The organism is Paenibacillus sp. MAH-35, assembly GCF_058135425.1.
In genome coordinates, this window is the sequence record NZ_JBYUPU010000007.1 from 255,382 (window position 1) to 281,419 (window position 26,038).

At 50.2% G+C, this 26,038-nt stretch carries 19 protein-coding genes and 1 pseudogene; 3 read left to right on the forward strand and 17 right to left on the reverse strand.

The genetic code is table 11. The annotated features are described in order from the left end of the window. Positions 1 to 16 precede the first annotated feature (16 nt). The 8 genes from AC3Y2E_RS10520 to AC3Y2E_RS10555 form a co-directional block, all read right to left on the reverse strand. Positions 17 to 1,246 (reverse strand): NAD(P)/FAD-dependent oxidoreductase, encoded by a 1,230-nt coding sequence (locus tag AC3Y2E_RS10520; protein WP_379209867.1) that lies wholly within the window; start codon positions 1,244 to 1,246, stop codon positions 17 to 19. 358 nt (positions 1,247 to 1,604) lie between these two features. Continuing rightward, positions 1,605 to 3,509 carry a heparinase II/III domain-containing protein gene (locus tag AC3Y2E_RS10525; RefSeq protein WP_379209869.1) on the reverse strand — a complete coding sequence of 635 codons (1,905 nt, stop codon included), beginning with the start codon at positions 3,507 to 3,509 and terminating at the stop codon, positions 1,605 to 1,607. Between the two features lie 139 nt (positions 3,510 to 3,648). Next, positions 3,649 to 4,431, reverse strand: coding sequence for a carbohydrate ABC transporter permease (locus AC3Y2E_RS10530; protein ID WP_223837005.1), 783 nt, complete (start codon positions 4,429 to 4,431; stop codon positions 3,649 to 3,651). Between the two features lie 144 nt (positions 4,432 to 4,575). Beyond that, positions 4,576 to 5,475, reverse strand: coding sequence for a carbohydrate ABC transporter permease (locus AC3Y2E_RS10535; protein ID WP_379209925.1), 900 nt, complete (start codon positions 5,473 to 5,475; stop codon positions 4,576 to 4,578). Between the two features lie 78 nt (positions 5,476 to 5,553). Then, a complete protein-coding gene (locus AC3Y2E_RS10540) occupies positions 5,554 to 6,942 on the reverse strand; it encodes an ABC transporter substrate-binding protein (RefSeq protein WP_379209872.1) in 1,389 nt (462 codons plus the stop codon). Between the two features lie 157 nt (positions 6,943 to 7,099). Then, positions 7,100 to 8,716 (reverse strand): response regulator, encoded by a 1,617-nt coding sequence (locus AC3Y2E_RS10545; RefSeq protein ID WP_379209874.1) that lies wholly within the window; start codon positions 8,714 to 8,716, stop codon positions 7,100 to 7,102. Next, positions 8,709 to 10,496: a cache domain-containing sensor histidine kinase gene (locus AC3Y2E_RS10550; RefSeq protein ID WP_379209876.1), complete on the reverse strand. Its 1,788-nt coding sequence runs from the start codon at positions 10,494 to 10,496 to the stop codon at positions 8,709 to 8,711. Before AC3Y2E_RS10550 ends, AC3Y2E_RS10545 begins: the two co-directional genes overlap by 8 nt. 131 nt (positions 10,497 to 10,627) lie before the next feature. Next, on the reverse strand, positions 10,628 to 11,431 hold the full coding sequence (locus AC3Y2E_RS10555; RefSeq protein WP_379209878.1) for a sugar phosphate isomerase/epimerase family protein: 804 nt from the start codon (positions 11,429 to 11,431) through the stop codon (positions 10,628 to 10,630). A gap of 470 nt (positions 11,432 to 11,901) precedes the next feature. Between AC3Y2E_RS10555 and AC3Y2E_RS10560 the strand changes: the two genes are divergently transcribed. Continuing rightward, entirely contained in the window at positions 11,902 to 13,254 is a 1,353-nt protein-coding gene (locus AC3Y2E_RS10560; RefSeq protein ID WP_379209880.1) for an ABC transporter substrate-binding protein, read from the forward strand. Positions 13,255 to 13,455: 201 nt separating this feature from the next. Here AC3Y2E_RS10560 and AC3Y2E_RS10565 read toward each other — a convergent pair whose 3' ends face one another. The 9 genes from AC3Y2E_RS10565 to AC3Y2E_RS10605 form a co-directional block, all read right to left on the reverse strand. Next, positions 13,456 to 14,736, reverse strand: a complete 1,281-nt coding sequence (locus tag AC3Y2E_RS10565) for a hypothetical protein (RefSeq protein ID WP_379209882.1) — start codon at positions 14,734 to 14,736, stop codon at positions 13,456 to 13,458. Positions 14,737 to 15,434: 698 nt separating this feature from the next. Continuing rightward, positions 15,435 to 16,166, reverse strand: a complete 732-nt coding sequence (locus AC3Y2E_RS10570; protein ID WP_379209884.1) for a stalk domain-containing protein — start codon at positions 16,164 to 16,166, stop codon at positions 15,435 to 15,437. Between the two features lie 151 nt (positions 16,167 to 16,317). Next, the gene (locus AC3Y2E_RS10575; RefSeq protein ID WP_379209887.1) at positions 16,318 to 17,643 is read right to left on the reverse strand and encodes an ABC transporter substrate-binding protein; all 1,326 of its coding nucleotides are present in this window, start codon (positions 17,641 to 17,643) and stop codon (positions 16,318 to 16,320) included. Between the two features lie 43 nt (positions 17,644 to 17,686). Further along, positions 17,687 to 18,841, reverse strand: coding sequence for an efflux RND transporter periplasmic adaptor subunit (locus AC3Y2E_RS10580; protein WP_379209889.1), 1,155 nt, complete (start codon positions 18,839 to 18,841; stop codon positions 17,687 to 17,689). 25 nt (positions 18,842 to 18,866) lie between these two features. Then, positions 18,867 to 19,745 (reverse strand): carbohydrate ABC transporter permease, encoded by an 879-nt coding sequence (locus AC3Y2E_RS10585; protein ID WP_379209927.1) that lies wholly within the window; start codon positions 19,743 to 19,745, stop codon positions 18,867 to 18,869. A 17-nt stretch (positions 19,746 to 19,762) separates the two neighbouring features. Beyond that, positions 19,763 to 20,629: a carbohydrate ABC transporter permease gene (locus AC3Y2E_RS10590; protein WP_379209929.1), complete on the reverse strand. Its 867-nt coding sequence runs from the start codon at positions 20,627 to 20,629 to the stop codon at positions 19,763 to 19,765. Positions 20,630 to 20,903: 274 nt separating this feature from the next. After that, complete coding sequence (locus AC3Y2E_RS10595) at positions 20,904 to 22,028, reverse strand: sensor histidine kinase (protein ID WP_379209892.1); 1,125 nt, start codon at positions 22,026 to 22,028, stop codon at positions 20,904 to 20,906. After that, positions 22,021 to 22,716 (reverse strand): response regulator transcription factor, encoded by a 696-nt coding sequence (locus tag AC3Y2E_RS10600; RefSeq protein ID WP_379209894.1) that lies wholly within the window; start codon positions 22,714 to 22,716, stop codon positions 22,021 to 22,023. Before AC3Y2E_RS10600 ends, AC3Y2E_RS10595 begins: the two co-directional genes overlap by 8 nt. A gap of 311 nt (positions 22,717 to 23,027) precedes the next feature. Further along, entirely contained in the window at positions 23,028 to 24,359 is a 1,332-nt protein-coding gene (locus AC3Y2E_RS10605; protein ID WP_379209896.1) for an ABC transporter substrate-binding protein, read from the reverse strand. A 174-nt stretch (positions 24,360 to 24,533) separates the two neighbouring features. Between AC3Y2E_RS10605 and AC3Y2E_RS10610 the strand changes: the two genes are divergently transcribed. Both AC3Y2E_RS10610 and AC3Y2E_RS10615 read left to right on the forward strand, forming a co-directional pair. Continuing rightward, entirely contained in the window at positions 24,534 to 25,442 is a 909-nt protein-coding gene (locus tag AC3Y2E_RS10610) for a helix-turn-helix domain-containing protein (RefSeq protein ID WP_379209898.1), read from the forward strand. A gap of 353 nt (positions 25,443 to 25,795) precedes the next feature. After that, positions 25,796 to 26,038, forward strand: a pseudogene (locus tag AC3Y2E_RS10615) (phytanoyl-CoA dioxygenase family protein); the annotation flags it as partial.

Consider the following 26,038-nt stretch of genomic DNA (forward strand, 5'->3'; position numbering starts at 1 on the left):
GCACGGTTCGCTCTCCTTATTGGCCGGAAAGCATCCCCATCAGGATCGATTCGAGCTCCTGCGGCTCCACGGCACGGTTATACACGCCCAAAAACGCGCGGGTCGCCTCGGGGCTTGCGGCGATCAGCCGGTTGACCATGTGCTGCTCCTGTGTAAACGGAACGTTTTTAGTAAATTGACATGCCATTTGAAAGCGCGCCATCATCGTATGCTCCATCTGCAACTGATAGTCTGCGGCCATCCTCTCCCAGTTGTCGTCCCAATCGCGGTACCGGCTCAAAATGCCGGTCAGAGTGCGTGCGCCGTAAAGCGCGTCCGGCATCCCTTGACCGACGACCGGGTCCTTGAAGGATAAAGCATCGCCTACAAGCGCCCACCCCTTGCCCATCCCCTGGAACCAGTCATTGTTGTAACCGTGCAGCCCTTTGATCTTCTCGGATTGCTGTGCCTTTCTCAGGCGACCGGGGAGAGGCGAACCGGCAAATCCGCTTTCCGCGATTTCCAGCATGGCGGTATCCGGCGTGCTTTGAAATCGGTCCATCCAGTACGCGTCGTTCAAGGGAAACATGATGCCTACGACATACCGGTCGTCGCTCGTCGGGAACACAATCCCCATCTTATCGCCGATTTTGTACAATTCCACATGGATATCGCCGTCCTGCCGGTAGCCTTCATAATAACCGACATAAGAAGCGAAATCCGTCGGTACGGAATGGAGACATGGACTGTTTACAAGGCCGCGCAGCGCAGACAAGCGGCCGTCCGCCCCGACCACCAGCCTGGCATGGAAGCTCGCCGTTTGGCCGCTGCGGGACGCCCCCTTTACCCCTGTGACCGTTTCCCCTTCCCGGATGACGTCGGTGACGCGGAACCCATCGATCAGCGTCACGCCGTTTTGTGCCAAAGCATGCTGCTGCAGAAGGGTATCGAGATGCTTACGGCGTATGCACAGGCCTTGCATTTCCCCGTCGACTTCCGGAAACCGGCCGTCGATCACCGTATCGTCGAATTGGATAACGGCCCGGCTGTAAAGCGGCGTGTTCGTCTCCAAGAGGCGGTCCAGCACTCCCATCTCCCGCAGCATGACCAATGAATTGCTAAGAAAATTATGCGTGGACAACGTGTCGCTCGGAAACTGGGCTTTATCCAGCAGCAGCACCTTCCATCCGGCCTTCGCCAATTCATAGGCCAGCGAAGCGCCTGCTACTCTCGCCCCAACGACAATTACATCAAAGCTGGTATTCATAAACGATACATCCTCTCTCTCCAGACTCAGCGTTTGCTCATCTCCATTTGACATTTTCATTGTAGCCGGGAGAAGAGAAAGCCGATAGTTACGGGCTGTCATTGTTTTTGTCACGCACAGCCTGATTCTGCGACTACGGGCCCGGATGACAAAACGGATGACAGCGAGTAACTATATGCGGAAGCGGCGCTCTTATACAATGTGTATACCAGAGCGATATGGAGAGGATGACGAAGCAATGAAGCAGAAGAAATTTATAATGTTACAATTAAACATTTGATTTGTACCGAATTCGAACTACTTCAAAAAGACAGTCCGGAACCGCTACTTACGGCCTCCAGACTGTCTGGATTCATGTCTATTTGGTATCCTTAATCTCGCTGCCCGCTACCGCCGCAAACCGTAGCCGAAAAGTTCCTTCCGCTGCCGGTTCGCGCGCCTTCAGCTTTAATCTATATACCGAATCTCCCCACACCGACAACAATTTGGAGTCCGTGACATGTACGTGCTCCACCTCAGCCGTCAGCCGGTTGCTGTCGTATTGAAGGCGCAGTGTCTCACCGATTTTATTAATAAGCTCGATACGCCCTCCTTGCCGCATAATCGGCTCCTGCAGCGTTAGGCAGTTCAGTACAAGATTAGACGTGGCGGCCGACAACCGGAACGTGTCGTTCACTTCCACCGCTGCGTTCTCGTGACTTCCGCGCTGCAAGCTGATCGTGCGCCTCCATGAGACAATGCCGGCTTCTGCCGGATAAGCCGGCGCTATATTCATCGTCACGGCAGCCATATCGTCATTTGCTTCGTACGATGCCTCCGTCGCCCGAAATGACGCCCCCGCCATCTGCTGCACCCCGTTCACGGTAGGAACGCTATGGTAATCGGACTGCATCGTCCAAATTTCGTATCGTCTAGGGCTGAACGTTTTGCTCGTATAGTTCTCCACTCCCGCATCGATCAGAAACGGATGGCCGTTGTAGTAGACGATATAATGGCCGATATCGTTATGATTATGGCTCTCGTTGTTGTGTCCGCCTTTTGCCGCGACGTATAGGCCGGATGGGCTTCCCGCATGCTCTCTGGCCGCGAACACCTGCGTGTCCGCCATCCAAACGTCCCTCTCGTACGGTGCGGCGGCAGTCGTTTCAAGCAGCGTTTCGGCGTCGAACAGCTCGCCCAGTATCCGGAAGGGCGACGCGAACGATTCGCGCGTAATCCCGTTCATTTGAAAGGCACATACCCCTAATGCGGACATTCTGCTGTCGCCGATCCGCTTTCCGTACCGGTATACGACATCCGCCGAAATGTTCAATCTGGCGTTGCCATCCGCAAAATTCACATAATAATTGCCGTCAATATGCGCCCGATAAATATATTTGCCGATCTGCTGAACGAGCGGTTCTTCGAAAAAGCTGAGCTTGCCGACCGACGCCAAATAAAGCAGCTCCATGCAATCGAAGAGTGATGCGCCCGCTCGGCCCCAATAACCGGGGCCCTCGTCGCAGCAGCCGTCCGGATGATACACGTCCATGAAAAAATCGAGACTTTTCGCCGCTTTGGCTACCGCACGACTGCGATCCGTCTCATCCTCCTCAAGCAGGATGAACGCAGCCAGGCAATTGGATAAAATCCAAGGGTTCCAATTGTTCACCTTCCTGCCCGTGAATCCCATCCACCAGAAATCGTCGCGCTGCAGGTACGGCTCCAAAATGCGCCGTTTCATTTCATATCGAATCCGTTTAACGACCATGGCGCTTTCCTCGTCAAGCCGCTCCTTCAGCAAATAAACGGTCCATGCCAGCAAGCCGCCAGTTTCGGCGGCAAATAAATCGATAACCGGATCTGTCACGTCCGGCAGCTCGGAACCGGCGCTGCTGCGTGATAAGGACAGGTGAGCCGGTATTACCCAATAAGATTCCTCGCATAGGCACCAGAGCCCGTTGATCAGAGGCTCGATAAACCGGCCTTTGCCTTCTATACATTCGCCGATCAGCAGCTCGGTAATCACTCTTCTGCGTTTGAAATACAGCTGCTCATAACGGGAACGGTTGCCGTTACGCACGTAGTCCATATACCTGACAGCAGGCAAGGCAGGCCACTCATAGTCGATGTTTTCCTCAGCCCAAGCCAGCCATTTGCTTGTAACCTGCTCCGGAAGCGAGCTCCATGCCTCGCGATCGGCGAATTTCGGGAACGGATTAAAGCTGGATGCCGGCAACAACAGCTCTGCAGCGATCCTCTGATCCAATCTTTGATTGAACAATGACTATCATCCCTTTCGCTATAAAAACAGCTATCGCTTCCTTACAAATCCTTACCACCCATCATATTTAATTATTTAGCCCCTGTAAATAAAAACCAACCCCCGCGAGAGCAAGGGCTGGCTTGTATGAAAGCTGGTATTATCCTTTGATCGAACCTGCCGTCATCTGCATAAACGATTTGTTGGCAAACACGTAAACGAGGAGTATGGGCAAGATCGACAAACAGGCGCCGGCCATCATATAGTGCGTTTGCGCAGCCGCAGAAGCGCCGTAGCGCAAGTTGGACAAGCCTACCGTGAGCGGCTGCAAATTCGGCTGACTCATCGTGAACACGAGCGGCATAATGTATTCATTCCAGGCTGCACGGAACGTAAACAGCGCCGATACCCCCAGTCCCGGCCCAAGCAAAGGCAGGATGATCCGCCAATACGTGCCCAGCATCGAGCTGCCGTCGATTTTGGCCGCCTCGTCCAGCTCCCGCGGGATTGCCCTGACGAAGCTGTACAGGATGAAGTAAGTGGCCGCGTGGGCGCTGACCAGCAAAATAACGACACCCCACAGCGAAGTTTGCAAGTGCAGCGTGACCATGAGTCGGAATTGCGGATGCAGCACCAGCGGACCGACAGAGATAAACATCGTGGCCGCTTGAATGAAGACATACATCCGTCTGCCCGCGAATCGCAGCCGCTCCACGCCGTAGGCAGCCATCGAAGCGACGAGCAGCGTTCCCGCTGTCGTGGTTATACTGATAAACAGGCTGTTCCACGTATAACGGGAAAAATTGGCCGTCTTCCATGCCTCCACGTAGTTGGAGAAGTGCCAAGTCTTCGGCAGTATGGTAGCGCCGGCGGTCAACTCGGCGTTCGTTTTGAACGAACCGAGGATGGCCACAAGCACCGGAAATAGCGTGAGAAACGCCATGACCAACAAAAAGATCCATAGAAAGATCGTTCCGGGACGTAGAAAGACGGGAACCACGCCGCTTGAAGCGCTCGGCTTGGGCTTTCCCGCAGTTGCTTGCTGCATGATCCATTCCTCCAAGAAAAAAACGGTAGATAGACGGGATTAGACGTTTTGATTTAACTTTCTGGACATATAAAAGTACAGGGCTGTCACGCCGCCGACGATTACCGCCGTCACGAAACCGACCGCGCTGCCGTAGCCGATCTGCTGCTCCAGTACGCTGCTGGCCGATGGCGTCGGGAACAGGAGACGATACAGGTACAGAAACATCACTTCGGTTTTGCCAATCGGCCCGCCGTCCGTCAGCACCATGATGCTTTCATAGCTTTTGAGCGAGTTGATGATCGCCAGCATGATGACCATCTGCAGCACCGGACCGAGCATCGGCACCGTGATGTACCAAAACTTTTGCAAAGCGCCCGCGCCATCCAACTCCGAGCTCTCATGAATCTCATGCGGAATGTTCTGCAAACCGGCGATGAATAAAATCATATAGTTGCCGATCGCTCCCCATACCGCGATGAGAATGACCGTCAGCATGGCGTATTTCGGCCCCAGCCATTCAACGCCTTTGTCGGTGATACCGAGCTTGATTAAAAACTGGTTCAAAATGCCGTTGTACGAGTTGAAAATGATGAAAAACACAACGGAAATCACCGCAGAGCTGATAATCGTCGGCAAGAAATAAATCGCCCGCAAAAGCTGTCGCCCTTTGATCGCACGATTGAGGATAACTGCCAATAGGAGCGCCAGCGGCAGCGTAAGAATCAGCTTCCCGCCTGCATAGACGAATGTTTGGACGACGGAATTCCACAGCAAATGATCCGACCATAAGGTGCGGAAGTTGTCCAGGCCGATGAAACGGGGCGTTCCGTACCCTTTATAATCATAAAACATGTACCGGAACACCCAAAAGATTGGATATACCGTAAACACAAGCGTCAAGAGAAGACTGGGCAAGGTGAAGAAAGCACCCGCCGCATTCGTTCTCCATTGTTTCATGGGTCCCACGAACCTTTCCCCGAAATTACGACAAAGGGTCAGAAGCCACTTCTGACCCTACGCCTTGACGAGCTAATCTCACTTCACTAACATATTTTGTAAATTTTTCGGATCGAAGCTTGGATCAGGCTTCACATCCACTTCCTTGGCGGCAATCGCTTTGTCGAGCGCCTCGTTGTAGCGCTTGTTCAGATCGGCGATGATTTTGTTCAGATCGCCGCCTTGCAGCATGTACTTGAAGAACGCGTCCTGGTATTTTTCGCCTTGTACGGCAACGGTTGGCTGAATCGGCCATGCGCCGTCGTACTTTGTCGGAACAAAAAATTCGAAGCCTTTGATATCCGCTTTTTTCGCTTTGCTCAGCACCGATGGCACCATCGAGATCCCGAATCCTTTTTCGTGATAATCGAGCATGATTTGCTCGCCGTACATGAAATTCAGAAACTTGGCGGCTTCTTTCTTATGCTTGGAGTTTTTGCTGATGCTGAGCCACTGGCCGCCTAGGAAGCCGGATGCGCCGCGCACGGTTCCGTCGAACGTAGGAACCTGCGCCGCCGCCCAGCGGATTTTGGCCGGAAACTGGTTCTGGTAGACGCCAGGCTCGGAAGAGAATGAGATGTACATGCCGATTTTGCCTTCGGCAAACTGAGCGCGGAGCGGGTCGATGTCGAGCGATTCCATGCCCGGCAGGGTGCTGCCGTCGACTTGCATCTGTCGGAACGCTTCGACAATAGGTTTGAATCCGCTTACATCAAACCGGCCTGTTTTGAAATCGAAGCCGTAACCACCATAGCCGTTCAGCTCGGCGATCGCGCGCGCCGAACGGTCGAAGGCGCTGGCCGGGCTCTTGAAGTTGAGGGCGAAGCCGTAAGCTCCGTCCGCTTTGCCGACGGCAGTAAGCTTCTTCGCCGTTTCAACCATTTCCTGCAGCGTGCTCGGCGGATTTTTGATGCCGGCCTTCTCGAACAGATCCACGTTATATACAAGCCGCATCGTGTAGCCGTAGTTCGGGAAACTGTACATTTTGCCGTCAAACAGGTTCAGGTCTTTCAGCGGCGTGAACTTGTTTTTAAACTCGGCGTTAAAATAATCGTCGAGCGGCTCCAGATAGCCCTTTTTGTAGAACGTCTGAATCGTGTTCTCCTTGACGCGGAAAATGTCCGGCGACTGCGAAGATGCAAAAGCGAGATCGATCGCCTGATTGTACTCTTCCGTCTTAATAACATAATTGATTTCAATCCCGGGGTTATCGGCTTGAAACTTGGCGATTTTTTCTCGCGTGTAATCGGCGTCCGTACGATCAACCGACCAGAATTCCAGCTTCACCTTATCTTCCGAACCCTTTTTAGTTGCGGACGCGGAATCGCCCGGGCTTGCGCCGTCGGTGCCACCACTGCTGTTGCAAGCGGCCAGCGCCAACGTCGTCAGAACGCTGAGTCCCATATACCCGATCTTCTTTTTCCTCATGCCGAAAATCCTCCCTTTCGTTCGTTACCCGCGCTGCGGTAATATCGTGCGGGCCCCCTGAAGCATTTGCTGCTTACTCTTCCAGTATGAAGCCTGGGACACCGACCGTACATGCGGCACGACCAACATCCAGGGTAACAAAACGACGAAGTTTCGCTTACGGCCCGGCCTTGCCCAAGTATGCCTGTCTGAACTCCGACGGCGTCATGCCGGTCACCTTCTTGAACACTTCACTAAAGTATCGCCGGTGCTCGTAGCTGAGCGCATCGGATATTTCCTGCACCTGATAGTCTTCGATCAGCATCTGCTTGGCCCGTTCGATCCGCTCTTGCGTGATGAACTGTTGTACGGTCATGCCGACGACTTTTTTGAACACGTTGGAGAAGTAACCGGCGCTGAGATTAGCCTGTTTGGCGCACTGTTCGACGGTAAGCGGCTGCTTGAGATTGTCCCGGATGTACTGCATCGACTGCCGGACGATTTGTTCCGACTCGCTCGTGCGCTGCATCTCGATCCACTTGCAGCCCTTGCGGCAAATGTCGCCCAGCAGCTGCCGCAGCTCTTGCATCGTCGGCTCCGCCGCCTTGTTCTCGCGAATGCGCCGCTCCAATCCCCGAACTTGCTCATAAGGGAGCTTCTCCAGCAGCACCCGCAGCATCATAAACGCCAGCTCGTAACAAACGCTAATCATATAATCGGGCTTTGGCGTCCCGGTGAATAAATCGTTTAGCAGCTGCGTAAGCAGCACCGAGCTTTTTTCGAGGTTCCCCGCACGCAAAGCGAACAGCAGCTCCTGAGCGGCTGCGGGCGCGAAGCGCGGCGGCTCTTTATCGGCGCCGGCGATATGAGCGAAGCTGAATGCCCCGTTGCCTCCGGTGTAGAAATGGTAGGAAAAGGCGTGCAACGCTTGCTCGTACGAATCCGGAAGCTGGCTTAGATCGTCCGCAATCAAGCCGATGCCGATCGAGATGGTGAAGCGGGTATACAACGCGATATGAGCGCAGCAGCGGTCGGCGATGCGGCTGGCCAGCTCCGGATCGTCACAATTGAGAATACAGGCGTGGCGACTCGCACTCTCCCGGAATACGACGCCTTTCGTAAACGTGCCGATCGTTTCCTCGAGAATGTTTTGCAGGGCAAACCGGATCAGTTCCACCTCGTGGGTCGGCAGCGCCGCGTAACTGCCATCGAAACGATCGATTTCCACAATCATCGCCACGAGCTGCACAGGTTCCAGCGGAATTTGAAAATACCGCCAACGATTCTCAGCCTGCTCGGCGTTTGTCCGGTGATGAACGAGCGTGTTTAAATATTCCTGGCGCAGGAGCGGCATGCTTTTCTTCAGCCTTGTCTCCATTTCGTGGACCTCGATCAGGCTGCGTCGCTCTTCTTCCCACGCCTCCTTCGCTTTCAGCACCACTTTGACGATTTCCGCGCGCGAGAACGGCTTCTTCAAAAAATCGAACGCACCAAGCCGAATGGCTTGTTGCGCATAGGCAAAATCGGTATAGCCGCTCAAAATAACGACTTTGCAGTGCGGGTCCAGCTTCATGATGTGAGCGGTCATCTCCAGACCGTCCATTCTCGGCATCCGAATGTCTGTCAACACGATATCCGGGCGCGTCTCCTCGACGAGCCGCAGGCCGTCGACACCGCTTCCGGCCGTACCTGCAATCTCGATCCCGTATGACGTCCAATCGATCCGGCTCGTAATCATCTCGACGACGCTGCTGATATCGTCGATCACGCATAGTCGAATGAGCCGTTCAATCATCTGCGCCTCCTCCTTCCGTTACCGGCAGCCGCAGTACGACTTCCGCGCCGCGGCCCGGCTCGCTGTATAGATCCATCCGCGCTTGTTCGCCATAATACAATTGCAGCCGATGCGCTATGTTGCGCAGAGCATAACCTTTTTTGCTTGTGGCGGCATGGTGCATGTTGCGATATACCTCTTCGATGTTCATGCCGCAGCCGTTGTCCTTGACCGAAAGGACGAGCTGCGCCGCCTCCGCATGGATGGCGATGTCGATGTGCCCGCCGTTTTCGATGTTTTGAAAGCCATGGACAATCGCGTTCTCGACAAGAGGCTGCAGCAAAATTTTCAGTACGCTCGACGACAGGTTCACCCCGCTGCCGATCTCGAGGCGGTAATCGAATAACGTGTCATAGCATTTATGCTGGATCGCCAAATACATCTTCATGTGGGTAATTTCATCTTCCAGCGTAACCCAATCGCGGCCGCTGCTAAGGCCGAGCTGGAACATGTGGGAGAGCGAAAGAATCATGTCGTTCACGTCGTCGTTCGCCCCGAGCTCCGATTTGCAATAAATCGTGTTCAGCGTGTTATAGAGGAAGTGCGGGTCCATCTGGGCTGTGAGCGCTTTGATTTCCGCCTTCCGCTTTTCCCTTTCCCCGTCCGTAACGTCCTGGATCAATCGTTTGATTTCGTCCAGCATGCGATTGAAGCGATATCCGACCTGGGCAACCTCATCCCGGTAATGGCTGGCATAACGCACGTTCAAGTCGTTATGCTCCACCCGCTTCATCAACTCCTGCAGCTTGTATAGCGGCTTGAGCAGCAGCCTCGTCAGCCCGTTCGACATGAACAGGGAGAGCAGCAGGCAGCCGAACAGCGCGTACAACGTCGATCGTTTGATGCCGTTGACTTGAGCGAGCAGACGCTCCTTGGACTGGACGCCAAGTAAAATCCAATTTTCGCCCACTTCCATTCGTGCGTAGTTGATGAGCGATTCGTTGCCATTCAGCGGATAAAAAAAATAGCCGGTTGTATCTCTGTACAGCCGTTCGAGGAAGGAAGACCGCCACTTGGCGTCGGTAGCCGCATAAAAAGGCAAACGAACGATTTCCTGTCCTTTTTCGTTGATGAACATATAGTTCAGTCCGGTCTCGGTCGTATCCTGGTTGTCGGCAATCAAGCGTAACAAATCGTTTTCCTTGACATTAACAATGATGTAGACGTTATAATCCTGATTCGGTATTTCCCCGATCGGGCTCAGCACGAGCGATATGACCTGCTCCCGATTCGAGAAGAAAGCGTCTTCATGGCGCGGCACCCAGAAAGGCCGTTTCTCGATTTTGGCCTGCCGGTACAAGTCGCTGTCGTAGAACGAATGATTCGTGAGGCGAATCGAAGTCGTCGGATAAAAGTCGCCGATCGGAGTGGCGATCAGAATCGATTGGATGTAGCTGTCGTAGAAACTGAATTGCGAGAACACCTTCTGCAACAAGGTTAAATGCTGGTAGTACCGGCTCGTATTCGCCGAAGCAACATCATCCATCATCTCTCTGAACGGATCGCTCATGGTCAGCGACATCATCGAGACGGTAATATTACGCAGGCGCTGATCGACGACCTGGGCCGTCTTGTTGATCGTATCTTCGCTGAGCCGGAAGGCGTTTTTTTGCACGACCTTGGCGGCGATGAAGTACGAGATCGTCCCATTCGCGCTTACTGCCAGTGTGATGAGCAGAACAATCGCAAGCCAGATCCGGCTCCGAAACGACAATCCGTAGAACCATGCTATCATTCGCATAGCTGGCGACCTACCCCACCGCCGCACTCAGCACCACCTGGATAGGACTGCGGTCGTCGACGGCAGCATCAGCACGTGGCCTTGATTGGCGCAGCCGTTGTAAGCGACAAGTTGTATGTTAATGGAGTGCCTCATTCGAACACGTCTCTATATTTTTCGATAAAGAACTGGTTCATCCACTTATTTACATCCCAAACATCCGTAACCGGCTGTTTTGTAAACGGCAGTGTATGCATATAACCCGGCGGGCCGAATTCCGGTGTAAACGTCATGGTAGCATAGCCATCCGAAGCGCGTCGCTTGCATATTTCCAACCACCAATTGACGAATGCTCTGACTTCTCTGGAGTATTCCGGCGCCCGCGGATCAGCGACTTGTGGCCCTTCCGCGTATCCAACACGCCCGTGAATGTGAATAGCACGATCAAGCGCAATCGACATATTCTCTGATTGATCCTGGAGCAGCGATTCACATACGCAGCACCAATGGCTAAAGTCTGCCGTAATTTTCAGCTCGGGAAATTGGCGCAGTAGCTTCGAAGTTGCCCATGGCGTAAACATCGCTCTTCCCCTATGCGTTTCATGAGCAACCGGAACAGAAATTGCCTCCTCGACGGCAAGAGCTTTCTCAAAAAAGTGCAGTTGATCCTCGTAGGACATGCTATCCTTTGCGCTGTGCGAAACGATCTTTACCGGATTAAATTCCGCTGCTTGTCTAGCAAGCGATTCGAATGATGAAATATGGTCATCCCGTGTGACGATCTGTGCAATAAAGGCGAGGTTGTATCGCTCAAGGAGTTCGCGGAATTGCTTCCATTTATCTTGTGATGGGAGCGTGAATTCGACTCCCCCGTACCCGGCCTCCGCGATTTTTTCCAATTTTTCTTCCAATGTTCCAGTCATATCCCACAATGATTTAAAGCTGAGTAATTGCAATTTTATGAGTCTCCTTCCTAATATGAGTCGGCGAACGGATTGGCGGCGATGTCCTTCCCGCAGGCTAGCCAAAATGAAGTCTCCGATAGTATAACTGTCCGTCCATGGGCATTCTCATCTTTTCTTTCGATTTTATTAGCTTATCTTCAGATACGATGATCCTGGGCGCCAAAAAAGAAAATAGGATCGACGGCTCCAGGGGTTCAGCGGAATCATCCAGTTTATTTCTGGTAGGATGAGGTATAGAACATTATTGCGAATATTAGGAAACATTCTCATGAAAGTACTAAGCTTTGCAATCAAACTCCATATTTGTTGAAAGCGAATACAATATATACTGGTATTGTGCTGAAAGTTGATGAACCAGAAGATGGGGTCTAATCATAGCGGTAGCTATACCTGATGGTTAGGAACATCAAAAACAAGCACACTTTTTAATCACAATACTATTATATGGGGGAGAAAAAAGCATGATGAAAAGTAGATTTACTTATATGGTAGCGCTTCTCTCTGCGGTGACGATTACTGCGACGGCATGCGGATCAAGCGGCGGCAGCGGTACGAATAACGCAAACATGGACAACCAGACGGACGGGAAAGCGGTGCAGCAAACGCCCGACTCGCAGAAGCCCGCAGAGCTTTCGTTTTATTTGGGCTCGATGAGCAAATTGGAGTTCGAGGAAATCTACGCTCCGCTTATCAGGGATAAATTTCCAAACTACAAACTGACTGGCGTTGAAAGCAGCAATAGAATACCCGACTTGATCGCGACAGGGAACGTTCCCGATATTATTATCAGTACGAAGGGAGGCATCCCTTCTATGATGCAAGAGTACGGCTTGGAGCAAGATTTGACCGAGTTAATCAAAACGACTAAGTTCGATTTAAGCAGAATCGAGCCCGCCTTTCTGGATACGATGAAATATTACACGAACGGCAAAATAATCGGTATTCCGATCAACGCCGCGTCATTCGCTCTTCACTACAACAAAACGCTGTTCGATAAATTCGGCGTCGCTTATCCGAAGGACGGCATGACATGGGATGACACTTACGAAATCGCCCAAAAGCTGACGAGAAATGAAGGCGGCGTCCAATATCGCGGATACAGCGAGCGCTGGCACCAAATGTTTATGGAATTCAACCAGTTCTCCCTGCCTTATCTCGATGCGAAGGAGGATAAAGCGGCGGTCAACACCGATCAATGGAAGACGCTGATCAATGGATTCGTCCGCTTCTACAAGCTGCCCGGCTTGAAGTTTGACAGCAAATCGGGTTACACCGAGGAGGACTTGAAAGTATTCGCAACCGGTACCTCCGGCATGCAAATATTCGCTCAGCCAGATCAGTTCAAAACGTTCGAATGGGATATCGTCTCCGTTCCTACCTTCAAAGAAAAACCGAATGGCGCCTTGTGGGGAAGCCCGCGTTTCTTCTTTATAACGAATACGAGTAAAAATAAAGAAGCTGCAATGAACGTTTCTGCGTTTATTACGTCGGACGAAGCGCAGTTGAAGCTGACCAAGAAGGGATTTGCGCCGCCGCTAGCCAAAATAAGCGACGAGATGAAAAATTCGTTCCACGCGGATAGCCAATTTTACAAAGGCAAGCACGTCACTTCGTTCTTCTATAACAAACCGGCTTCAGAGCCGCCAGCAAGAACGCCAGGACTTCTTTATTACTCCAAAGCGCAAGCAATCATGATTGCGGAAGTCCAAAAAATGTTTACCGAAGGTATGGAAGTCGACGTCAATACAGCGCTGCGAAATGCCGAGGAATTGATCAACAAGGGGATCGCGGAGCAAAAAGCATCGAAAAAGTAATGGAGCCAGCCAAACAAGCAGACCGCCGAACGTGGGCGGTCTGCTTGTTTGGCTCGGGAACTTATTTCTTGGCGGAAAGCCAGTCGGATGCTGCTGCGCATATTTCAGTGTCCGATAGATAGTATGGGGAATATGATCGTGATTCCCATTCATGATCTTCGCTTTTTCGAGGACTTGGGTGAGCTCTTGATGGCCCCGTTTTTACTCGACTTGCTTATTTCCTGTAATGACGTTGTTTGTTGCACTGCCGCCGAGGCGAATCATCTTTGAAGGAGGAAGTTTTTGGATCTTATTATTAGAGATGATATTCGAGCTGGCATGGTCCCGATTGCTTTCGCTGCTTCCGAAAGAGTAACCTTTATCGAGCTCGCAATAGTTTTTGGCTCCATCACGAGAGCTGAGCCAGATTGAGGGAAGCTTGCCGTCATACTTGTTGTAGTAAAAATAATTAGTAGAAATGACATTAAAGCTCGGTGTTTGATGGCGAATCGTCCCACCCTCCCCACAATTTCTATAGAGGAAGATTCCGCCGTTGTTCAGTCCAAAAAATTGATTGTTTATGATCTGATTATTCGCTGAACCGTCGATGGCAATCACTTCACGACTCTTTGTTGTGACATTGAACTCGTTGTTTTTAATGGTGTTATAGGCGGATTCGGCATCGAGATAAATGACGACGCTGCCGCTGGTTCCTTTAAACATGGAGCCCAGAATTTTGGAATAGGTCACCCCTGGAGAGAGGTAAAGTGGAATTCTGTTTTTGGAATGGATGGTGAGATTGTTAAATTCAATGTTTCTCGGAGCCGCTTGTTGGGCTCTGGCCGTGTGATCGCTGGAAAGCGACGAAAGTAAAACGTTTTCGGCCTCTCCATTTGGTCCAAGTCCCATCACACGTATGGAACCTTCAACGATGCAACTCGATATCTTTATATATTCAGGTCGTGAATAAGTGGAACCGTCTTGGATGGACTTGACGGTGATCATGTCTTTTCCCTCATTGACTCCATCATTGCCTTTCAGTTTAGCATTGTTGCAGTTCAACGTCAGATTGGAAGCTCCGGCTCCTTCATAAACCAGTCGCTTGGTGATGACGTCGCTGGGCTTCAGGTTAAGATTGCAATCCACGCTGACAAAAGCGTTTGAAGAAGTTGCTGGTGCAAGAATGTCCTGAAGTTTGGATGCGGAGCAGGCATTGGGGTCAGAACTTGAACCGGAACTGGAATCCGAGCCAATGCTCGATCCATAAGTTGAACCCATCAAACCTGAGTCCAAACCCGAATTTGATCCTGACACCGCTCCGCTATCGCTGTTTTGGGCTTCCAAGCCTGTTTCCGGGAAGACCTCTTCGGAAAAGTGGTTTCCGTTTCGGTCTTCATAAGGTGAAATTTGTGATTCAAGATTGCCCCCGCTGCAGCTTTGAAGAAACAGGGCCAAGAAAAAGCCGATGAGGGAGACAGGCAGTAATCGTTTCATATTCTTCATGCCTTTTCCTTCTCCTCGCGCATCAGATTCAAAAACAAAATTCGGTCTCAAATCCACCCGGTTCCACTTTAATTTGTGCACCGTGATTTTGGATGTGAGCTCGTACTTGCTCTGTCAACGTTTCCATTAAGGGATAACGCTTGGCATGTTGCCGAGCAGACAGGTCAATAACAGAAGCCGTGCCTGGCGGTTCGTCTATTGGACCATGTTCGCATCGACTCCTTAACGAAACAAACGGGAGCCGCTTGCACAACTATTTCAACCACACCTACTCCCCTATTCGTTGGAAAATACACAAAAACAAACCCATGTTCTCATAAATTTTACCATTGTCTGGAGCATAAAAACAGAGTTATTGAAAAATAACTGCCCGTTCGTGTAGCGATGCTGCCGATCCAAGTCAGCAGCCTCGCCATAGTTATCGTATTTCGTCGAGTGGAGTAAGAGTAATCACAAAAATTCCTCACACAACAATCCCCCATTTCCGCTTGTCGGGTGGTGAGACTGGGTTAACGAATGCTCACTTTCTGGACGAAGAAATATAATATTACCAATTAACCGCAGACTCTTAATCACGTCTATTGGAAAAACTGGGCGACCGGCTCGTGCTAATACATCTCCACGACAGATTGCCGCGTTGCGTACTCTCGCATGAATGTCTGCGCTAGCTGCGAGTAACTGGAATAAATCCCTTCCTGTTAGCGGATCTCTATTACAAAAGCATACAATGTATATCCTTCATCCCAATTCGAGCGGATCGAGATCAGATAAAGTCCGGTTTTTTCGGATAAATGCAGCCGGTTGCCATCCATGGACATAATCTTTTCTTCTTTTTGGCCACTTACCGAAAGTGGTTCCATAATAACCTCCTGCGTTTTAGGTTCCAATCCTTTCGGATATTGAATCACAAGATCCGATTCCGGTTTCACAACGACAGGAGGGTACTCGGCTTGCTCGATGAGGTGGGTTATTTCGAATTCCGATTTCGGTTTCATGTCCGCAGGTAAGTGCTCGGCTTGTTCATTAGTGAGAGTCAGCGCTCCCGGAACGTGAACACATCCCATCCAACAAGAGCTTCCTTGAACCAGCGGAATCTCTTGCATCCATACGGTTCCGTTCCGAGATTTCTTTTCATAGGCTACATAGGGAACCGGCGCCAATATTTGTTCATCGAACTTTACACTGAATTGATCGATCATAATTTTTCTTGTATCCGCTTCGTATTGAACGTCTGCAGCCATATTCTCCGCAATAAATCGTAACGGAACATACACGTGCCCGTTATAGTTAATAACCGAAACCTTGTTCGCTTCCCCATTCAAGATTACTTGTTCAGTGGTTCGAAAATCCAGAGAGGAGCTGGCACTGTAAGCTGCAATCCCAATCAATCCGATTAGGCAGACGAACGAAGCTATTACATACTTTCTCATCAATATCGACCTTCTTCCCGCATCCGGTACCCAAGAAAAAAAGGATCACGTTTCTTACATGATCCATTTTTTTCTGGAGTTTTTACTGACATCCCTGCAAACCTCTCGTTCAAGCACACTTGAGCTCTCGATTTGCGATTCTTCCTTATCCTTATTCATTCAAGTAGGTGGTCGTCCGGTTCTGGATCAGCTTCGCTACATCCTCGGCCGTCTTTTGACCGCTGAAATAAGACTTGGATTCCTCCTTGACGATATCCAGCACTTTGTTATCCGTCTTGGCAAAGCGATTCGCCGTGTTAATAAGCTGTCGGAGCTCTACAAACGGTTTTTCGGACATTTTGATCGATTCCCCGGACGGTAGCTTATAAGTTCCGCTGGCCGCTTGCTTTTGAATCTCGCCGATTCGCTTGTCGTTTACCGATTTGAGCATGGAGAAGCCTTCCAGATCCAGTACGGATTGCGCGTCCTCCGACAACAGAAACGCTATGAACTTCTGCGCCTCCTCCTTGACAGCAGAATTGGCTCGTATGCCAAGCTGATTCCGTACGAGGAACGTGCTTCCATCGGTATGTCCTTGCGGATGCGGCATTTGCAGCAGATCCGGATTCGGGTAAAACCGGTATGCCCCTTCGGCTACATCGAGCGGCGAAAACAAGTAGGTCGAATAATACAACTGATTGCTGATCTTCGCTTTATTAGCCGTCAAAATGCGATCGTCGTACATCTTTTTTATTTGTTTCATCTGCTGCACAAATACAGGAGAATCGAATTTGGCTTTCCGGGCCGAAGGATCGATGAAATTCCCGCTGTTATTCTGCACCGTTATTGCTAGAAAATGCTCCGGTGCGTAATTGGCCAAGGCGTAGCGACTCTCTTTACCATTCGACTGCTGCATGAATTTCCGCGATACTTCCTCGAACTGCTCCCAGGTCCAGCTTTTATCGTTCACCTTAATCGTTTTATCCAACGCGTCTCCATCCCCGACGAAAGCTCCTACATAAAACGAAGTAGGCACCGTGTACAAGCCTCCGTTCACCCGGAGTGCATCCAATATGTTCATATGCAGATCATTTTTGTTCAACGGCTCCAGCACGTCTTTCATATCCGCTAGAAGTTTTTTACCGACGTATTTGCTAACATCCAACTCGCCCAGATCGATTATATCCGCGCCTGTTCCCGACAAAAGAGCCGAGTTCGTCGTTTTTACGTACTTTTCGAAATCGCCTTCGGCCCATTCCGCTTCACCTTGCTTGTAAGCTTGTATTTGCAGATCGATGTCCGGATATTTCTGCTCAAATTGTTTCTCCATCTCATCAAAATACCAGTCCGAGCCCATTAAAGATAACGTAAGGATTGTTCGTCCATCCTTCGTCTTCGGCTTCTCCTTGTTCGCCGTCTCTCCGCTGCCTCCGGCTTGGCATCCGGCGGCAACCGCCAGCATCAAACATGCAACTCCGATTAATAATGGTTTTTTCATCGTACGATTCCTCTCTTTCCTCTCCGGCGGACAAAATGATTCGTTATTGCAAACGAACACGATTGCCGTCCTGCAACGGCTCGCTGCTCTCCAAAACAATAAGATCATTCAAATTCACGTTGCCCGATTCCAGCATCGTTTCCTTATCGTTTGCTTCACTGGTTTGAATCCGGACCTTTCGAATGATGAACGTATTGCTTAGAGCACCTTTGCGCTCTTCAATGACGTAGATGTAATTGCCTTGCCGATCCTCATGAATCGACTCGTTGGAAATGATCCGCCCCTCTTGACGCGACAGTTTGGCGAATTTGACGAATGCTTGCTCGCCCCCTTTCAGATCGGAGTCGACTACTTTCACGCGTACAATCTTTTGTGCGATTGCTGCCTGTTTGCCGGACGAATGGTCCGCACGCGGCTCTGCATCGGCTATTTCATAAACGGTGCCCTCGATGATTTTCGACCGCCGCTCCGGCAGCATGCGCACCTCGACTTGCAGCTTTTCCTCAATCGCCATTTCCAGGCTGGATAGCAGCGACGTATCGAGCAGAAGATCCATTCGATATCCCCGGCTATTGTTGGTGATAACCACATCCGGCTCTCCAGTAGACGCGAGCCCCTGGGCCGCATTCACCTTTGTCACGAAGCTATCAAACGGCGCAGCAATCTGCTTATGGTTTGCCAACCGATCTTTCAACTCGACGATTTTGCGTTCTTGAATACCCAGATCGAGCTTGAGCGATTCGATATCGCGTCCTGAGCTTCGTATCTTAGCTGCATCCCCCTCCGTTGCCGAGGCGATGTACCGATCCTGTACGTTTTGAAGATCGATCTTTTGCTTTTCCCATTGAGCCAGTTCATCCTGCAATTCCCGTTCGGCGGTTTTGCTATCGTAGGTGATAAGCACTTGACCTTGCAGCACGTTGTCTCCTTCTTTCACATCAATCGCAGTCACCTTCCATCCGGCCGGATTCGTCAGCCTTGCTTCAAACAGCGGCTGCAAGTTGCCGCTTCCTTCAAACTTATGTTCAATTTTGCCAAACGTCGGGTTTTCCGTTCTCACCTTCGGCAGCGACAGCGATTGCAGCGTATTGCTGAATAAGGTAAAAAACAATAATAGCCCTATAAATAGACCGAACACGATTTGAATGTTACGTTTACGGCTCCGCTGTACACCCTCCCCGCGTAGCTCCGTCACCACATTTTCTGCCTCCTAACCGTTGCAACTACCCTTTGATGCCGGACAGCTGGATTCCTTCGATAAAATAAGACTCCGCATACAGAAACAACAGCACCATCGGGGTCATATAAAGCATGGATGCGGCGAAAGCAATCCCCCGATCTCCTTCGTTCACTCTCGATAAATAAACCGACAGCGGTTGTTTGAGGGGGTCATCCAGGAAAATAAGCGGCTGCTCCACCATGTTCCAATAATCGGCGAACAATAAAACGACTAACGCAGCCAGACCCGGCTTGATCATCGGAACCAGGATCGAGCAAAATATCCGAACGTGCCCGGCCCCGTCCATCTTGGCCGCTTCGATATAAGCAAAAGGGATATGCAGGGCGAATTGCCTGAGCATAAACACGCCGAACGCCGCAAAAATACCGGGTAATATAATCGCCCCTGTCCGATTCAACAGTCCCAATTGATCCGCCATGATGTAATTTGGCACCAGCGTCACCTGAAACGGCAAAAGCATCGTCATCACATAAACGAAAAACAGGCTGTCCCGGCCGAGAAACGTCAGCTTGGAAAACGCATACGCAGCTAACGCCGCTACGAATACCTGTCCGGCAATGATCGGAACCACCATAAATACCGAGTTCCAAAACATCAGCAAATATCTCGGACTGTTTACGAATATTTCTCCATACTGCTCCAGCGATACCTGATCCGGCAGCAGCTTCAAATTCGCGAAACGATCGGTTTCCCCGCCGAACTCCTCGTTTTTTTTCCCGATCAGCCCGTAATTGATCCCGATTTCCTTCTCCGTCATTAGCGAGTTTGTGAAAGTAATCACGATAGGCATTAGCAACATCACCGCGAAAACGGCCATGAGGATCGTTAACGCCCACTTGTGCGACAATCTTGAACGTTCCAGTCGTCTCCCTCCTCCCGTTATTCCATAAACCGCCGGAAACGCCGTTCGAGTGCAAATAACCCGAGAACCCCAAGCAGAAAGCATACGGCCATCATCGTCGCCGCTGCGGTCAATTTTTGAATATCCATCGACATGAACATATTGTTCATATAGTGCTGCAGCATATAGATGCTGTCATGCGGGTAATCGCCGGCGATCAAATACGTTTCCCGGAATACTTTGAACGAGTTGACGACAGACATGATGACGACAAAAAATAGGGTCGGCGTTAAAAAGACGAGCGTTATATGGCGGAACTGTCTGAAGCGTCCGGCTCCGTCCATTTGCGCGGTTTCGTAATAGTCTTTCGGTATTTGCTGAAGCGCCGCCATAAATAAAATGATGTTGTAGCCGATGTTCTTCCATAAATAAACGACGATTACCACATAGCGAGCCGCCTCTGTTTTCATCCAATCTACACGATCGAATCCAAAAGAAGCGAGCCACGCATTAAGAGTACCGTTCCAATCGAGCAGCAACTGCCAGATGAGAACAATCGAGGCAACAGGAACGACAAGCGGCAGCACGTATGCCGTTCTCAGCGCATTTCGAACAAATAGATTCCGGTTCAACAGCATCGCCAAACCTAAGGAAAGCCCCACAATCGCGGGAACGCTGACCCCGGTAAAATACACCGTATTGGATGACGCTTTACGAAAAGAGTCGCTCGACAGCAGCTCGCGGTAATTCGCAAATCCAACGAATTGGCTCTCGACCGGGCTATTTATAAAAGAGTAATAGACACCCATAACAAAAGGTATCAGGTAAAACAACGCAAATCCGATCCCGCTCGGTGCAAGAAACAACCAAGCTGCTGCCGCATCGCTTCGTACCAGACGCTTCATTCTTTTTCTCATCATGAAGCGGTTATCGCCAATGGAGCGTCATCGCCAAACCAAACTACGACTCTCCAGTTTTTCATCGTCTCCTCTTGAAGCCGCATGATCTTCATCGAATCCTCCCTATGTGCTATTCTTGGTACTTCCCTTTGGGCAAAGGAAGGCCAACAAAAACCCTAATTCTCATCTGCGGTTTTCCTCCCCTGCATGAATAGGATAGGATAAACTGTTTAATAAGAAGTAGGGTAAACTTAAACTATTCCTTAACAATTGGACTGAACTACACGAACCTGGATTGTTTTCCATCAGACTGTTGGATCCGGGGCAAACGAACTTCAAAGACTGTATGCCTCAAGCTGCTTTGAGCCGTAACCGTTCCATCATGCTGCATCACGATGTTTTTGGTAATGAATAACCCGAGTCCCGTGCTTCCCTCTTGATGAGTACGGGCTTTGTCACAGGTATAAAACATATCAAAGATATGCGGCAAATCTTCCGTCTCTATAGGGCTTCCATAATTGATCACTTGAATAACAACCGCATCCGCTTCCGGATAAGCGTTCAAATCTACGAACAGGCCGTCTTTTCCGTAACGGACGGCATTGGTCAGTAAATTCTCAAATACGCGAGCGAGTAAATCCCCGTCACCCGATACGATCAAACCATCCGCTACGTTTATTCTGGCGGTCAACTGATGTTTCTCAAAGATCGGATACTGTTCTTCGTTTAGTTGGATCAGCAGCTCGGTTAAATCGATCCTTTTTTTCTCAAACGGAAGCATGCCATAGTTCATACGGGTAATCTCAAAGAGCTCGTCGACAAGCTTCTCCAGCCGTTTAGACTTTTGAAAAGCAATAACCACATATTGTTTGACCTGCTCCTTGGTCAAGTGCTCGTCATTAAGAATGAAGTCCAAATATCCTACAACAGAAGTCAACGGTGTACGTAAATCATGGGCCAAATTCAAGACCAGTTGATCTTTGCTGCTTTCCGCAAAGTCTCCCCTTTCAACGGCTTGTTGCAATTTTTCGCTGGCCAGATTTATGTCTGTCGCAATATCCTCGAACTCGTCCCGGGATGAAATGGATACGCGCTGCTTAAAGTCGCCACTGGCGAGATAACGGATGCCTTCCGAAATTTTGTTGAAATAGGTGGCGTAGGGCTTTGTGAGAAAAAAGAAAAACAACGTCACCAGCGGAATAAAAAAAAGCAAAAAGAAATTAATATCCCCTACAACATTGATGAATAGCCGAACATAAGCCAAGGGATCCTCAAACTTCACATAAGCACGATAATAAAGCTGAAGCACTTTATAAAGCAAAAATGTAAGGGTGCCCGCGAGCAGCATGCTAAACGCCAATAATAAAAGCATTTTGGAACGAAAGCTTCGTACCATGCTAACCATTGAATGTATACCCCACCCCCCACACGGTTTTAATCAGCTTCTGTTTACGGTTATCTTCTTCCAGCTTCCTCCTCAACTTCCGGATATGTACCATAACCGTATTGCCGCCCTCATAAAAGTCTTCGCCCCATACCTGTTCAAAAATATTTTCCGCGCTGAAAACTTTCTTCGGATAACTGGCCAGCAGATACAAGATATCAAACTCCTTGGGAGTCAGCTCAACAGGTTCCCCATACAAGGTGACCGTGCGCTGATCGGGAAAAATGGCCAATCCACCGGTTTCCAATACAGGCTTGTTTCCGGACGACAGCTGACTGAGCAGCATGGAACGCCGCAACTGCGCGTTTACGCGGGCAATCAACTCCATGGGGTTGAACGGTTTGGTCATATAATCGTCCCCCCCCTGAACCAGTCCTGCGATTTTATCCATATCGGACGTTTTGGCACTCAAAAAAATGATAGGCATGTGATTGTTTTCCCGAATATGCCGAGTTACTTCATAACCGTCCATTTTGGGCATCATAATATCCAAAATTGCCAGATCGATCGAATTCATCTGAACGGCTTTAATCGCTTCCAATCCATCCGATGCTTTTATGACGGAATATCCTTCTTTGAGTAGATGGAGGCCGATCAGATCGGCAATTTCTCTATCATCATCCGTTACTAAAATCGTAATACGTCTCATTCTATCCATCCCTTGTATGAAGTTCATCCTTCGGAGTCCGAAGGCGCTATCTAATAGGATAAGGAAAATCACTTAAAAAGAAGTTGGGTAAACTTAAAGTTTTTCTTAATATCTAAAATGAATAGAGATTATTGGAGGTTCATACAAAAACAAGCTGATACCGGTTTAGGATACCAGCATCAGCGTGAGTATTTTGACGATATAACGTCGACAGTTCTATTCCCTATTTTCGCACAGCTTCTGCAACGATTTGCACCGAACCAACCGCAACTTCATAGCCTCGGTCCAAAGCGCTTGCCGTATCGCATCTGCTATTTATTTGCCGCTTCAGCGGTTTCGATCGTTTTGTTAAGCTTCTCGTCCTCTTCCCGCAGTGCGGTGTTGACGTCTTTTTGTCCGGTAATGACCGCAAGCATAGCACTCGCGATCGCGGCCGCGCCTTGAGCGTTATATTTGCTGTAAGCAATCGGGCTCGGTGATTTTTGGGCTGTGACGGCGCTAATATTTTTCCCTTTCCAGTCAACCACGTCGCTCGCGAAGGCGGATTTGACGGCCGGATTTCTCAGAGGAGCCAGAAAACCGAGCTTGGCCGCCCGTTCCTTCTGCACTTCGTCGCTCAATAGCTGCGCGATGGCCAGAAAGGCTTCATCCCGGTGTTTGCTCGTCGAAGGGATCGACAGGACGACCGGATAAGGCTGAGAAGCCACCCCGCGCAAGTCGCTCATTTCCGGCAGGCTGACGGCATCCCAGTTTGGGACGTTTTGCTTGATCGTAGCGGCGAACGAATTGTAAGCCACGAACATCGCAGCGGTCTGCTCCTTCAAGAACATATTCATCATATTCGCGCTGTTCATCGTCTCTGGAGTGGCGTCGTAACCGGGTACGGTATAGAACGGGATGAAGGTTTCCATATGCGATTTCCAATCCTCGGTCATAATCGCCGACCGGTTCGTCTTGGTATCGATGTAGTTCAAGGAGCGCTGGTTGGCGTTCACGACCGTGACTGGCGGTGTGACGAAGCCGCGGTAGCTGACTCCTCCCTCCGTTCGGGTCATCCGCTTTGCAACATCAAGCAGTTCGCCCCAGGTCATCCCGTTTTTCGGATAAGGCACGCCGAATTTATCGAACAGGTCTTTATTGTAATATAAAACGAGCCGAAGATCGTACAGCGGCAAGGACGTCAGTTTGCCCTCCTCCATTTTGCGCATCATTTCCAGCGGCTCAGCTTCAATCCGGCTCAGATCGAAATTATGCTTTTTGACCAGATCGGACATATCGCTCAGAAGCCCGTTCTCCTTGACCGACTGCAACGAGGCGAACGACGCCAGCATCACGTCGAGGCTCGTCTTCGACATGACCATATTCGCGAGCGTATTCTGCTCTTTATTGACGAGCACTTGAAACGAATAATTCGGATATTTCCGCTGAATCGGCTCCCCGTATTGCTGCATGAAGGCGTCGCCGACAGGACCGTCGGTCGGTACATGGTACCAGGTCAGTTCAACCGGCTTCGCTTCCTCCTTGGTTGCTTGTCCTATAGGCTTACCCGCTTCGTCTCCGTCCGTTTTGCCTGCCCCGCAGGCCGCGGTCATCGCCGCCAGCGCCACGATTACGATTACGTTCACCGTTTTCTTTGTTATCATCCGGTTTACCCCCTCAAATTTATCGTTTCGTCTCAAATTATAGGGCGAGGGTGCAAAAAATGATTTACCCGCCGGGTCGATAAATGTACCAATTTGGACGGAAAGCGTTATAATAGACGATACAAATCATCCGGCGCATGCAAGGTTCGGAGCGCTTGGAAAGCGGGAGAAGCGATGGAATATCCGAGATACGAGCTGAAACGGGAGCTGTCCATAGACAAAATTATCACATTCAGCTATCGACGTCTGAAGAACGGGTATCGCGGTGTCGGAGAACAGCATGATTTTTGGGAATTCGTTTACATCGATCAAGGGCGCTTCGAAGTGTTTACAGAAGTCGGACAATACGAGCTGAACCAGGGAGAACTTATTTTTTACAAACCGAATCTGTTCCATGTCGGTAAAACTCGCAGCGGCGAAACCCCCACGCTCCTCATTTTGACGTTCGAATGCGCAGCCCCATGCATGAGCTTCTTCGCCGATCGCACGTTCCGACTGGAGGAGCAGGAGCGGCATTTGTTGTCCCGGCTGGTCCAAATCGGCAAGGAGGCGTTTAATCCTCCGGTTGACTCCATCCGTATGTTATTCCCGAATCGTTTGGAAGAAGCGAAATTCGGAACCGAACAGTTGATCATTAATTATCTGGAAATTTTTCTGCTCGAATTGATCCGGGGCGGCTCGACTCGGCGCGACAGCGTGAAACCGGCATCCGTCATCCAGGAAAACAAACAAGTCCGTGAAACGATGCGGCTGATCGATTATTTGCAATGCCACATCGCAGCGAGCGACTTATCGATGGAGGCGATATGCAGCGAGTTTGCAATCGGCCGGACGCAGTTGAAAACGATGTTCAAGGCGCAAACGGGAAGCGGGGTTATGGAGTATTGGAAGCGTCTGAAAATCGAGAAAGCGAAAAGCATGATAGCGGACGATCAGCTGAATTTCACGGAAATCGCCGAATATCTCGGCTATGCAAGCGTTCACGGATTTTCCAGACAGTTCAAAAAAATAGCGGGCGTCACACCGTCGGAATATGCCCGTTCGATCGTCGCCCGTTTGGAGAAAAGCATTCATATCCGATAACCGGCACCGACCGCCAACTTCCGATCGCATATGCAACCGCTTACTTCGACGAATTTCGGATACGCGGCTTTATCTCCTTCTCGGTACGAAGCCTTTCTTCAACAGAAAAACCGCATATTGAATTGCAGAGCGCCAAGGTAGATCATACATTCCTTCCGTTCAACAAGGCCGCCGGTTCATCCCGGCAGCCACGTCAACTTCACAACTTCTACCTGTTCTGAACGTATAGAGCTGCTACCTGTCGAACACATCTGAAGATACGCTAACTTTTCCGGATGGAAAGATGAGCGTCTGCCTCACCCGATTTGCTACAGTAGTGTTGTACCTATAATCGATTGGTGGAGGCGTTGTTCATGCAACACAAAGAAAGCTTGCTATCTCCGGAGGATGCGGCCTATTATAATCAAAACGGTTATTTTCTTTACAAAAAGCCGCTTTTTTCTGAACAAAAGTTGAATCTCTTGACGAGCATTTTCGAAGAGCATCTGGAGCTGAAAGGTGCAAAACTGTCGGATGAGCTGGATACCCCCCACTTTCGTGACGAGCGGCTGCTCGAGTTTTTGCTGGCGGACGAGGTGCTGGATCTGGTAGAACCG